This is a genomic window from Azotobacter chroococcum, assembly GCF_004339665.1.
GTDB classification, from domain to species: Bacteria; Pseudomonadota; Gammaproteobacteria; order Pseudomonadales; family Pseudomonadaceae; genus Azotobacter; species Azotobacter chroococcum.
Map to the genome: position 1 here is coordinate 1 of NZ_SMMU01000008.1, position 13,300 is coordinate 13,300.

Here is a 13,300-nt window from a genome sequence, read left to right on the forward strand (position 1 = left end):
TTCAGCTGCTCACGCTGTTCTGGGCTGAGGCTGGAGAGCTGAGCGATCCATCGCGTGAACTGACTCGCTTTCATGATCCACCTCCCGCATGCGGAAACGTCATGATCAGCTTAGCCTGCTGCAACAGCTAACTCAGACATAGCCTTTTCAATTTGTGGTAGTCGGCCAGTATCCAGACCAGTAAATCGCGAGGCAGGCGCCAACCGATCCGGTAGCGGTGGCTCGACCTGATCCTGTTCGTGTCTGGCGCTGGTGGCCAATGGGGAGGGGGAGGCTCGAAACTTTCAACCCTCACGCACCCAGACCGCGCCCTGAAGTCTTTTTTCACGCCCGCGAAATTAAAAATTCAGGAGTTGGCCGATGGCAGGCCACCGCGAAGGACGCAGGCACAGCCGGGGGACCCTGGCCCCCCTCCCACCCCCGCGAGGAAGGCGTCGAGCCGCGCGGTAACGGACAATTTTTCGATTTTTCGGATGCGCCACCACAACCCTTCCTTCGATCCGCTGGAGGCCGCGCAGCTTCTGGCTTTCAGGCATTTTGCCGGGGTGTGCAGGTTGTGCATTTTCAGAAAGTCAATGTACAAGAGGAGCACTGCTCACGAATCGCCGAAAGCCCCGCCATTGCTGGGCTGGCGCCGATCCGCTGGCTTGTGCGACTTGTACATCGGCACCGCGATGCCGACCACATACCCGGATTTCTGGGTATCTACCCGGCCCGTCTGCGCCTGGTGCTGGTCCTGCTGCCACTTCTGGCGCTTGGCCGGCGGGCGGCTAGCCGATCACTCGAAGGAGGCCCATACCTGAGGTGCTCGCGCCATCCAGCACGCTCTGCTGGCACACTACGCCGACCACGATCACCAGCGAGGCCCACATGAGCATCATCCGTCGCGACTACCTGGACGATTTGCCGAAAGAGCCGCCATTCCCCCGCGCTCTGGCCGCACTGATCGTCCGCAAGGCCGACAGCATGGCTCGCCACTTCGAGGCACAGGCAACCGAGCAACTGACCAAGGCTGCCCGGTCGGCCTGGCGGCGAGGCATGAGCGCCGAGGAGATCGCGCACCAGTTGGGGCTGTGATTGGCCATCGCCCGAAGGGAACCCCCGGCACAGGATGCCACTTCGATCACCAGCGCCAGCAGCGTGTCACCCTGGCGGGCGATAGCCTCAGCAGGAAGTAACGCTCGTAACGTTACTTCGCCGTTACCAAACCGTTTCCCAGCTGTTGTTGCTGGCGCTCGATTGCGACGCATGCTGTCGCCCTGCCGTGGTAGCCGGAGAGCTACCGGCGAAATCTGCCGGTAGGCTCCTGATAGCTGACCAGTCAAACCGATGACGCCCCAGCTCCCTGTCGAGTTTCGGTAGCAATACGCGCGCGACGCATGGCGGCGACAAACTGCGCAGAGCCTACCGACCCAACAGCCAGAACTGGCGAATGCTGAGGCTGTACGAACAACCAGTGCGCGCCAGTGTCAGCCAGGAAGGAGGCGGCAACCAGCCGCCCCCTGATCGCTTGGGATTACATGGCACTTATAGGGAAGAAAACAGGCCAAAAAGGGGGGTACTTTTCGTTTTGGGGGCATATTTGGGGGCATGACAAAAACCGCACTTGGCGCAAATCCAGTAATGGCGCGGCATACAGCGATTGGTTCTAGTCCCTCCCGGCCACACAATCTTTTCGAGCCTTCCCAAGAAAGCCCGAAACCCACGAAGAACCGGCCTTAGAGCCGGTTTTTTGTTGTCTGTGATTCCCCCACGCCCGAAGTTTTGGGGGCAAGCTTTGGAGCATTGCGAGTTCGATAGTCTTCCATGCCCCCTACGAAGCTGCCGCCATGCCCCGCAAAGCCACGCCGCCGGCAGACTACTCTGCCCCGAAGGTCGCCAAGCCCAAGGACAAGCCCTACAAGCCGAGCGACGGCCATCTGTAAGCCATAACCTACAAAAGATCGGGAGCTTTCCCAATTTATCCAGACCAGCTACCGCGGTAGATTTACTTCCACACCGACATCGACGGATCGATGAAGGCCACCAAGGATGGAAGCCAAGGGACTGTCGCAGGATCGCGATATCATCAGGATGATGGCCCACGGAAGAAAGGAAGAACATGAAGCGACAAGGCGATCCCTTGTCGCTTTTTGTTTGCGTCGAATAAATGCGACTCAGCAACCATCTCGTGATAACAGCCCTAATACCGACCAATCCGAGGATATACATTCGGTTTGCCGCTGACCGATCTGCGATCCACCTGTAAAACGCGCTTACAGTTCCTCAGGGTTGCCTGCTGTTTGCAAAGCGGCCCACATCAAGCCCCGGAAGGGCCGCCCAGCAAGCATCAACGCCCCTCCCCCTGTAGTCGATAGCCCAGGCCGAAGGTGCCGAAAGCCATCTGCGGAAACCGCCGGGAGGGACGAGGTACCCCCTCCCCATCAGTCCCCCAAGCGCCAGCCGGACGTGATCGGATAGCGCCGGTCCCGGCCGAAGCCGCGCTGGGTCACCCGCACCCCGACCGCCGCCTGACGGCGCTTGTACTCGTTGAGATCGACCAGCCGCAGCACCCGCCTGACGGTATCCTCGTCGAAGCCTTCGGCAATGATGGCGTTGGCCGAGAGGTCGTACTCGACGTACAGCTTGAGGATCTCGTCGAGCACCGGATAGGGCGGCAGCGAGTCCTCGTCCTTCTGGTCGGGGGCCAGCTCGGCTGACGGCGGACGGTCGATGACCCGCTGGGGAATCACCGTCCCCAGGCTGTTGCGATAGTCGCAGAGGCGGAACACCAAGGTCTTGGGAACGTCCTTGAGCACGTCGAAACCGCCGGCCATGTCGCCGTAGAGGGTCGCGTAGCCCACCGCCATCTCGCTCTTGTTGCCGGTGGTCAGCACCAGATAGCCCTTCTTGTTGGAAATGGCCATCAGCAGGGTGCCGCGGCAGCGCGCCTGCAGGTTCTCCTCAGTGGTGTCCCGGCCGAGCCCCTCGAATACCGGCGCCAGGGTACCCATGAAGGCCTCGACCATCGGCGCGATCGGCAGTACCCGGTAGGTCACGCCCAGGGCGCGGGCCTCCGCCTCGGCGTCCTCGAGGCTCATCTGTGCCGTGTAGTGGTAGGGCATCATCACCGCCTCGACCCGCTCCGCGCCGAGCGCATCTACCGCTACGGCCAGGGTCAGCGCCGAATCGATGCCGCCGGACAGCCCCAGGATCACCCCCTTGAAACCGTTCTTGCGCACATAGTCGCGCACCCCCAGCACCAGCGCCTGGTAGACGCTCGCCTCCAGTTCGGGCAGCGGCGCACAGTTGGCGGCGCGCGGCAGCACCGCTCCGTCGTCCTCGATGCAGAGATCGACCGGGTAGAGCCCTTCGGCGAAGGCTGGCGCGCGCTGGACGACCTGGCCGTCCGCCGCGGCCACGCAGGAGCTGCCGTCGAACACCAGCTCGTCCTGGCCGCCAACCTGGTTGACGTAGACCACCGGCATGTCGCCCTCGGCGGCCCGGGTGGCGAGGATCTCCTCGCGCTCGCGCTGCTTGTCCAGATGGAAGGGCGAGGCGTTCAGGCTGAGCATCAGCCGCGCACCGGCCTCTTTCGCCTGGCGCATGGGGCCGGGGAACCAGATGTCCTCGCAGATCGACAGGGCCACCGGCACGCCCTTGATATCCAGCAGGCAGGCCTCGCTGCCCGGCTCGAAGTAGCGGCGCTCGTCGAACACCCGGTAGTTCGGCAGGTGCTGCTTGTAGTAACGCGCCAGCAGCTCACCATCGGCGATCACCGCGGCGGCGTTGAAACGCTGCCCGTCCTCCAGCCAGGGGTAGCCGAGCACCAGATAGATGCCCCGCACCTCGTCCTTGATTCGCTGCAGGCCCTGCTCGATACGCAGCTGCATGCTCGAGCGCAGCAGCAGATCCTCCGGCGGGTAGCCGCACAGCGCCAGCTCGGGAAACACGATGACATCCGCGTCCCAGTCGTCACGGGCGCTGCAGGCCGCCTCGACGATGCGCTCGACATTGCCGTGCACATCGCCGACGCGCAGATTCAGTTGGGCCATCACGACCCGCAGGGTTTGGCTCATGGCCGTCTCCACCGATGAATGTGACGCGCCCGGCATGCACACGGGCGCGCTCCAAAAAATCCATTCTCCCGCATCGACGCCTGCGGAAACAACGCGCGCAGGCCAGTAACGGGCGAACCGGCATGGCCCCGGAAAACCCCGGCTTGCTAAAATGCCGGCCCTCCTTCGAGTAGAGCACTCCATGGGCCTGTTTCGTCTGCTGTTCTGGATTCTCGTCATCATCGCCGTCATCTGGCTGTGGCGCCGGCTGACGCGCCCTGCCTCACCCCCCGCCACCCGGGCCGAACCCGAAACGCCCAAGCCCATGGTGCGCTGCGCCCATTGCGGCGTGCATCTGCCGCGAGAGGAGGCGCTGGCCGACGGCCGCCTCTGGTACTGCAGCCAGGCGCATCTGACCCAGGGTCCGCGCCACGGTGAGCGCTGAGCCCCTGCCGCCAGGCGGCGATCTCCTGATCGGCACCCCGCTGGACGGCCCCCAGGGCGGCAACGTCCTGCGCCTGTACCACCTGTACCGGCTGGTCATCGGCCTGCTGCTGGTGCTGCTGATCTCCAGCAATCTGGACGAGCGGCTGCTGCAGGTCGCCCACCCGGAGCTGTTCCACCACGGCAGCTGGTTCTACCTGATCCTGAACATTCTGGTCGCCGTTCTGGTGCACCACCCCAAACCCCTGCAGATCTTCAGCCTGGCACTGGTCGACGTGATCCTGCTTTCGGGCCTGCTCTACACGGCCGGTGGCCCGTCCAGCGGCATCGGCAACCTGATCATCGTCTCGGTGGCCGTCGCCAACATCCTCCTGCACGGACGGATCGGTCTGCTGATCGCCGCCGTGGCGGCCAGCGGCCTGGTCTACATGACCTTCTACCTGGGCCTCAACCGCCCTGCAGCCGCCAGCCAGTACGTGCATGCGGGAGCGCTGGGCTCGCTGTGCTTCGCCAGCGCGCTGCTCGTGCAGAGCCTGACCCGCCGCCTGCGGCGCAGCGAATCCCTGGCCGAACGACGCGCCGCCGAGGTCGCCGACCTGCAGGCCCTGAACGCGCAGATCCTGGAGCGCATGCGGACCGGCATCCTGGTGCTCGACCCGCAGCAGCAGGTGCTGCTGGCCAACCAGAGCGCCTTCACCCTGCTGGGCAACCCCGCACTGACCGGACAGCCGCTCGCCGCCCACTGCCCGGAACTGGTCGAGCGCCTGCAGCAGTGGCAGCAGAACCCGACCCTGCGCCCGCAGGACCTGCACACCCTGCCCCACGGTCCGTTGGTGCAACCGAACTTCGTCGCCCTCACGCGGGGCGGACGGCGGGGCATCCTGGTCTTCCTCGAGGACATCTCGCAGATCGCCCAGCAGGCCCAGCAGCTCAAGCTCGCCTCGCTCGGCCGGCTGACCGCCGGCATCGCCCACGAGATCCGCAATCCGCTCGGCGCCATCAGCCACGCCGCCCAGCTGCTGCAGGAGTCCGAGTGCCTCGACGGCCCCGACCGGCGCCTGGCGCAGATCATCCAGGACCAGTCGCGGCGCATGAACCTGGTGATCGAGAACGTGCTGCAGCTGTCGCGCCGGCGCCAGGCCGAACCGCAGCTGCTCGACCTGAAGTACTGGCTGCACCGCTTCGCCGGCGAATACCGCGCCTCGGCGGCGCCGAACCAGATCCTGCACCTGGAGTTCCGGGACGGCTCCCTGAAGACCCGCATGGACGCGAACCAGCTGATCCAGATCCTCACCAATCTGGTGCAGAATGGCCTGCGCTACAGCGCCCAATGCCACCCGCAGGGACAGGTCTGGCTCAGGCTGTTCCGCGCCCCGGAAAGCGACCTGCCGGTCCTCGAAGTGCGCGACGACGGCCCCGGCGTGCCCGCCGAGCAGATCGAGCACATCTTCGAACCCTTCTTCACCACCGAAAGCAAGGGCACCGGGCTGGGCCTGTACATCTCCCGCGAGCTGTGCGAGAGCAACCAGGCCCGCCTCGACTACCGCGGCGGCGAAGGTGAAGGCGGCTGCTTCCGCATCACCTTCGCCCACCCACGCAAGCTGACTTAGGCACGCCACGGATGACCCACCCTTTCCCAACCTTTGCCATCTGCAACCGAGTCCGAGCATGAGTGCCCGACAGAAAGCCCTGATCGTCGACGACGAGCCCGACATCCGCGAACTGCTGGAAATCACCCTGGGCCGGATGAAGCTCGACACCCGCAGCGCCCGCAACCTCCAGGAGGCGCGCGACTGGCTGGGCCGCGAGCGCTTCGACCTGTGCCTGACCGACATGCGCCTGCCCGACGGCAGCGGCCTGGAGCTGGTGCAGTACATCCAGCAGCGCCACCCGCAGGTCCCGGTCGCCATGATCACCGCCTACGGCAGCTTGGACACCGCAGTCAATGCCCTCAAGGCCGGCGCCTTCGACTTCCTGACCAAGCCGGTCGACCTCGCCCGCCTGCGCGAGCTGGTCGCCACCGCCCTGCGCCTGCATGCACCGGCGGTCGAGGAGGAAGCGGTGGACAGCCGGCTGATCGGCGACTCGCCGCCGATGCGCACGCTGCGCAAGCAGATCGCCAAGCTGGCGCGCAGCCAGGCGCCGGTCTACATCAGCGGCGAGTCCGGCAGCGGCAAGGAAGTGGTCGCCCGCCTAATCCACGAACAGGGGCCGCGCGCCGAACGCCCCTTCGTCCCGGTGAACTGCGGCGCGATTCCCTCGGAACTGATGGAAAGCGAGTTCTTCGGCCATCGCAAGGGCAGCTTCACCGGCGCCATCGAGGACAAGCAGGGCCTGTTCCAGGCCGCCAGCGGCGGCACCCTGTTCCTCGACGAGGTGGCCGACCTGCCGCTGCCGATGCAGGTCAAGCTGCTGCGCGCCATCCAGGAAAAGGCCGTGCGCGCGGTCGGCGGCCAGCAGGAGGTGGTGGTGGACGTGCGCATCCTCAGCGCCACCCACAAGGATCTGGCCGCCGAGGTCGCCGCCGGCCGTTTCCGCCAGGACCTCTACTACCGCCTGAACGTCATCGAGCTGCGCGTTCCGCCGCTGCGCGAGCGCCGCGAGGACATTCCGGCGCTGGCGGCGATCATGCTGGCGCGCCTGGCGGAGGAGGCCGGCCAGCCACCCGCCCGGCTCGGCGAGGAAGCCCTGGAAAAGCTCCGCAGCTACCGCTTCCCGGGCAATGTGCGCGAGCTGGAGAACATGCTGGAGCGGGCCTACACCCTCTGCGAGGACGACCTGATCCAGGCCCGCGACCTGCGCCTCTGCGACACCCCGAGCCCGGGCGAGAGCGGCGAAACCTCGCTGGCCGGCATCGACAACCTCGAGGACTACCTGGAGGAACTCGAACGCAAGCTGATCATGCAGGCTCTCGAGGAAACCCGCTGGAACCGCACCGCCGCCGCCGAGCGCCTGGGCCTGAGCTTCCGCTCCATGCGCTACCGCCTGAAGAAGCTGGGTATCGACTGAGGCCCGGCTTTGGCGCCCTCCTCGGGGAGACAGGCCTTCGCCTTGTCCGGCGGGTTGCAACCCGCCCTACGCATCGCCGCCATGGGATACCCATACAGGGCAGGTGCAACCCGCCATCCCGCCCAGGCCGAGTTCAGCGCCGGCCGAGCCGCCCCGCCGGCGCATAGGGTGCCGGATCGACGATCGGCTCGCGTGCCAGCAACAGATCGGCGAGCAGCTGGCAGGAGGCCGGCGCCAGCACCAGCCCGTTGCGGAAATGCCCGCAGTTCAGCCACAGCCCCTCGAAGCCTGGCACCGGGCCGATATAGGGAATCCCCTCGGGGGAGCCCGGGCGCAGGCCCGCCCACTGCTTGACCACCTCGGCACCAGCCAGCGCCGGCAGCAGCGCCTCGGCGGACGCCTTGAGGCTTTCCAAGGCCTCCCCGGTGGGCGTCTTGTCGAAGCCGACATCCTCCAGGGTGCTGCCCACCAGAATGTGCCCGTCCCGCCGCGGAATCGCGTAGCGCCCGTCGGCCATCACCATCCGCGGCAGGAAATCCTCGGCGCACTTATAGAGGATCATCTGGCCCTTCATCGGCTTGACCGGCAGCTCCAGCCCCAGGGTGGCGAGCAGCTCGCCGCTCCAGGCGCCGGCCGCAACCACCACACGGTCGGCCCGCAACTCACCGGACGCCGTGCGCACCCCGACCACCCGCTCGCCCTCGCGGACAAAGCCGGTCACCGGCAGATTCTCCTCGAGGCTCACGTTGGGCAGGCGCACCAGCGCCTCGCGCAGCGCGGCGAGCAGGCGCGGATTGCGCACGTTGGCCACGCCCGACATGAACAGCGCCCGCGAGAAACCCGGCCCCAGCGCCGGCACTGCCTGATGGACGGAGTCGATATCCACCGCCGCCAGCGGCCGGCCCTCCCGCGCCGCCCAGGCCAGCGCCTCGGCCTCGTCCTCCAGATCCAGCCAGTAGAGGCCGGTGACATGCACCTCGGGATCGATACCGGTCTCCTGCCGCAGGCGCTCGCCCAGCGCCGGATAGAAATCCTGCGACCAGTGCGCCAGCGCCGTCACCGCCGGGCTGTAGCGCCAGGGATAGAGCGGCGACACGATGCCGCCGCCGGCCCAGGACGACTCCCGGCCGAGCGGCCCCTGATCCAGCAGACGGACCTCCAGGCCGGCCTCCGCCAAGCGCAGAGCCGACAACATACCGATGGCGCCACCGCCAACCACCAGGACTCGCATCGCATCCTCCCCAAAAGAAAACGGGCCGTAAATCGGCCCGTTATACGCCTGCGGGGCACGGCATGCCAGGCTTCGCCGCATATGCACGACCGGGAAATGCCGCCTGCTCGGCATACCGCCGACAGGTCGCTTTGTATTCTGCACGACCGGCATGGAGCCGAAATCCAGGGAGGGAAACCATGCACCTCATCCAGCGACGATACGAACAAGGCTTCACTCTGGGCGAAGCCCTCACCTCGACGGCTATCCTCGGCATACTGTTGAGCCTGGCCGTACCCGCCTTTACCCACCTGACCCTGAGCAGTCAGAAGAGCAGCGCGGCACAGCAGGTCAGATCCCTGCTGAACCACGCCAGAAGCATTGCCGTCACCCAGAAAGAGACCACCGTCCTGTGCGGCAGCCAGGACGGTTACACCTGCGCCAAAACCGGTGCCCGGTTCCTCATCGTGTTTGTCGACCACAACCTGAACGGTCGAGCCGACTCCGGAGAGTTCATCCGCCAGGAACCGGTGCCGTCCGACACCCGTTATCAGCTGAACGCATCCAGCCTCGACAGCATTCGCTTTCGCCCGAACGGCACGGCGAGCAGCTACGGCAGCATCGCGCTCTGCCCCTCGGCAGACAACCGATATGCCGCCAGGCTGATCGTCAGCAGCATGGGTCGCGTGCGCAGTGCCCGCGACAGCGATGGCGACGGAGTGATCGAGGGTGCGGACGGCAGGCCGCAGAGCTGTCCGGCCTGACCACAGGGAAAAGGGGCTGCCCGTGCGGCGGCACGGGAAGTGCCGCCGCCGTGGCGGCCTATTTGGCGTACCAGTAGGCGCGCTTGCGGTTGTTGCTCAGCTCGATTTCCGGGATGGACGGGTCGAAGGTCGTGGGGCCCGAGCCACCGATGATGAAGGGTACCGTCTCCTCCCCGATGTTGACCAGACCGGTTACCGGTGACGGCGGCAGACCGCCCCCGACGAACTTGGTGAAGTCCAGCTTGCCGGTGTTGAAGTCGAGCGTATAGGCCAGGGCGATACCGAGGTCGGCGGTACAGGAGCTTGCACTGGGCTTCTCGGGATAGTTGGTCCCGAAATAGGTCTTGCCAGCCACGGTGACGGGGGCATTGACGCCCTTCTCGCCGTCGTTGGGAAGGTCGATGTAATAGCCCTTGACGCTGTCGGCCGTGGCATCGAAGGACAGGGTCTGATCAGGGTTGGCCATCAGGTTATCATGGGTCAGGGCGGTGAAGCCGGTGATCATGAGCGCGCCGGTCTGCGTGTCCTTGATCATGTAGATCCGGTTCTGCACGTTGTAGGCCATTCCCGCAGTCGTATCGGTGGTATAGAGCGGGTGCTCGCGGTCACCGGATACCGCCATGACGGCATCGAAACCGCTGGTCGTGACCACATCCGGAGCGAAGAGGAACTTACGCGCGTCGTTTCCTGCTCCGCCCAGTGCCGCCAGCTTGGTGATTTTCCAGTCGGCGGGCGTGGATGCCAGTCCAAAGCCATGCGGGTCGAGATCGACACGCCAGATATTGCCTCCCACGTCCGCGGCATAGGCCCGGTCGACATAGCCGTCCGAGTTGCGGTCGACTAGGGTGACGTCGGCGGCCACGGCATCGGTCGGCGCGCCGGTCGAGACGCAAACCCCGTCGCTGGCCAGATCGACTCCCGAACAATTGGCGAGAGCGCCCCAGACCACCTTGCCGGTCACCGCATCCAGGATCAGCACGCCACGGCCCATGGAGTCATCACTCGCGACCGGGTCGGCATCCTGCTCCGGCGCATAGCCGGCGCCCATGATCAGCACCGGATCGGTACGGCTGCTCAGCACCGCCACCTTGGGCTGCGACCAGGTCTGCCCCAGTTCGGGAATGTCGTCCTCGGTCTTGCGCCAGAGGAATTTCGGCTGCATCGGGTCCGACACGTCCATGGCATAGATCAGCCGCCCGCCGCGTCGGGCCGTCATATAGATATAGGTCTTGCCCTTGGTGGACGCTGTGGTGGTCGAACGCGTGTCGCGCAGGACGGTGGTCGAGCCGTCGAAGAAGTAGTCCTTGGGCTGCTTGTTGGTATCCATGACACCGGCGATATCGATCAGCGGCGAATTCTGGAACAGCCGCTTGAACTTGCCGTGGAATTCGGGTGCGATGAAGCTCCAGAGTTCGCCGCCCGGACGGACACCACTGATGTCACCATCGTCACCATCCTGGTTGCCGTTCACGGCCCGGAAGATGCCGTCGTTGGCGCCATAGAACACCACCACGCCCGTATCGCCTCCATAGTTGACCACCGCCGGCCGGGAATGCAGCACGTCACCATGCAGGGAGGGACGCACGGTGACCGGGGCGCCCGGTCCGGCCATGTCCTCGTTGCCGGCGATATCCCAGCCACGTACCCAGTTGATCAGGTTGCTGGCGGTCAGGGCCGGCTCGACTTCGCAGTTGACGGCCGCAGAGGGCAGGGTCAGGGCGGTATTGTCCCACTTGAAGGCGAAGGTATTGGTGGTAATGCCCGTGACGGTCACGTTCCGCCTGCCACTGCCGGCAGGCAGGGCGGACAGCCCGGACACATACGCGCCATCGGCCTGCCCGGTACAGTTCTTGAGAATCGCGGAATCACCGACACTCAGGCCATGGGCCGTGGCGCTGCTGTTGACGGTCACGGTGCGGTCAGGCTTGTAGAACACCGTGCCATCCGGGATGGAATAGGACGCGCCGGTCTGCAGTCCTTTGACAGTGAAGGTGAAGGCACTGGCCGAGACAGTCTCCACAGTGCAGCCGGAAGACAGGGCACAAGCACCTTGGAAATTTGCCGTCTTCAGCTCGTTCACAATGACATCACCGGCACTCAGCCCTGGATCGGCATCGGCGAAAGGCACCACAAAGGTGCAGCTCTTGTTGTCCGCCTTGCACTCCGCCGCACCCACCTTGAATGCCTCCCCCGCCGAGAGCGAAGCACCATAGGAGGAGGTCGGTCCCACGCCGAACAGGTTGGAGGCATTGGCCATCAGCGTCGCATTCCCAGTGGAAAACTCGGTCAGTCCCGAGCCACAGCCGCCGATGCTGTCGCAGGTCAGCAGGTTGCGCCCGTTGTCGCTGCTGCTATCGGCGTAGGTAGCCGTCAGGTTGTCGGCACGCGCCATCTGCGCGGCACCGCCCTTCTCGACCAGATCGCCATCCGGAGAATCGAATTGCAGGCCTTCTCCGGAGGGGCTGTTGATCCAGAAACCGGTGCTCGGCCAGTCCGTTACGCCGGGCGAATTAGTTGTCCAGAAGCTGACCGCCTCCGGCGAGATGGCCCCGGTCGTCGGGTTGGTCTTCGAGGTGACGGCCCCGGTATCGGGATCTTCCGTGGAGTCGGTCAGGACGATGTTGTTGCCGGAATCCAGGCCCAACTGATACTGCTTGAGGTTCCCGTACCAGCGTGGGTTGGCATTGTCGTCCGGACGGAACATGGCGACGAACACCTGATTCAGGTAGGTGCCCTGGGTGTTCGCCGTCACCGGCAGGGTGGCGGAAGCGAAGACGCTGTTCTTGGCCTGCACGTCGTTGAACACGGTGAACAAGGCATTGGAAAGACCATCGGTGTCCTTGACATCGACCAGAAAGCTCTTGCCCCCGCCTTGCTTGGCCATCTCAGCGTAGTAGTTGATTGTGCTCTGGGCCTGGGCCTGGTTGGCCAGGTCGCTCACCGAAATGGTGTAGGTCGTGACGTTCTTGTCGGCGGCGGTACTATCGATCACCGAGACCCGCTTCATGAAACGGGCCCATTCGTCGGCCCAGAAATCGTTGTTGGTGTTGCCCGAAGTATTCAGCAGGGGCACCGCGATCGGCTTGCTGAACAGGGAATATGCGTTGGAACCGGAGGCATAGCCGAAAACCTCGCTCAGCTCCTGCTTGAGAATGGCATCGGCATCTCCGCCATCGCCCGGGTTGCTGTTGGTGAAGGCATTGCCGATATAGATCAGCACCGCATCGCGACACTGGATCGCCACCTCGGCGAGCGTGGAATAATTCACGCCCGAACAGGAAGCGCTTCTACCGTTCAGTGCAGCCCAGGCCTCAGCCATGGTCGCGCCTACCGCCACGCTATTGGTCTTGATGGTGCTGGAGCCGGTATCCGTGAACGCCTTGATCTTCGCCATCAGGCTATCGATCCCATCCTTGTCCATCAGTTGGGGCGCATGCACCAGGTAACCGCACTGACCGTTGCCACTCTTGAAGTCGTTCTTGTTGAAGACCATCAGGCCGATCTTGATCATGCCCAGCAGATTCGGGTCGCTGCGCAGGGCATGCAGGGCGTTGACCATCGCGCACTGCTCCATGCCCGCGGCCGTCGCGGTCCCCAGACTTGGTGCGCCACTGCCATCGGCATACTGAGTGCAAATCTCTTCGGCACTGGCACTGTTGTTCGCCGCATTGTCCCAGACCAGCAGGACCGTCGGCACGTTGCCGCCCGCCGGGTTGATGCCGGTATAGATATCGATGTCCTGCGCGAAAGCACTGTGCGTGCCCAACAGCATGGGCAGAACCGCCGCAGCACACCAGATTGAAAACCTCTTCACGACCACTCTCCCTGCCGCTACT

The 13,300-nt window shown here is 64.9% G+C and carries 8 protein-coding genes; 5 read left to right on the forward strand and 3 right to left on the reverse strand.

What is annotated here, in order from left to right:
* Positions 1 to 870 precede the first annotated feature (870 nt).
* Positions 871 to 1,077, forward strand: coding sequence for a hypothetical protein (locus EV691_RS09040; RefSeq protein ID WP_131302589.1), 207 nt, complete (start codon positions 871 to 873; stop codon positions 1,075 to 1,077).
* Positions 1,078 to 2,423: 1,346 nt separating this feature from the next.
* On the opposite strand, the gene EV691_RS09045 is transcribed toward EV691_RS09040, so the two are convergent.
* Entirely contained in the window at positions 2,424 to 4,058 is a 1,635-nt protein-coding gene (locus EV691_RS09045; protein ID WP_207390298.1) for an NAD+ synthase, read from the reverse strand.
* 181 nt (positions 4,059 to 4,239) lie between these two features.
* On the opposite strand from EV691_RS09045, the gene EV691_RS09050 reads away from it, so the two are divergent.
* From EV691_RS09050 to EV691_RS09060, 3 genes are read left to right on the forward strand one after another with little or no spacing between them, the layout of a single operon-like run.
* Positions 4,240 to 4,482 carry a PP0621 family protein gene (locus EV691_RS09050; RefSeq protein WP_131302593.1) on the forward strand — a complete coding sequence of 81 codons (243 nt, stop codon included), beginning with the start codon at positions 4,240 to 4,242 and terminating at the stop codon, positions 4,480 to 4,482.
* Positions 4,483 to 4,507: 25 nt separating this feature from the next.
* Positions 4,508 to 6,091, forward strand: coding sequence for a sensor histidine kinase (locus EV691_RS09055; protein WP_131302814.1), 1,584 nt, complete (start codon positions 4,508 to 4,510; stop codon positions 6,089 to 6,091).
* A 58-nt stretch (positions 6,092 to 6,149) separates the two neighbouring features.
* Complete coding sequence (locus tag EV691_RS09060; RefSeq protein ID WP_131302595.1) at positions 6,150 to 7,490, forward strand: sigma-54-dependent transcriptional regulator; 1,341 nt, start codon at positions 6,150 to 6,152, stop codon at positions 7,488 to 7,490.
* Positions 7,491 to 7,623: 133 nt separating this feature from the next.
* Here EV691_RS09060 and thiO read toward each other — a convergent pair whose 3' ends face one another.
* On the reverse strand, positions 7,624 to 8,721 hold the full coding sequence (thiO, locus tag EV691_RS09065; protein ID WP_131302597.1) for a glycine oxidase ThiO: 1,098 nt from the start codon (positions 8,719 to 8,721) through the stop codon (positions 7,624 to 7,626).
* Between the two features lie 179 nt (positions 8,722 to 8,900).
* On the opposite strand from thiO, the gene EV691_RS09070 reads away from it, so the two are divergent.
* Positions 8,901 to 9,464, forward strand: a complete 564-nt coding sequence (locus EV691_RS09070) for a GspH/FimT family pseudopilin (protein WP_165496636.1) — start codon at positions 8,901 to 8,903, stop codon at positions 9,462 to 9,464.
* Positions 9,465 to 9,522: 58 nt separating this feature from the next.
* Here EV691_RS09070 and EV691_RS09075 read toward each other — a convergent pair whose 3' ends face one another.
* Positions 9,523 to 13,278 carry a pilus assembly protein gene (locus EV691_RS09075; protein WP_131302601.1) on the reverse strand — a complete coding sequence of 1,252 codons (3,756 nt, stop codon included), beginning with the start codon at positions 13,276 to 13,278 and terminating at the stop codon, positions 9,523 to 9,525.
* Between the last annotated feature and the right edge of the window lie 22 nt (positions 13,279 to 13,300).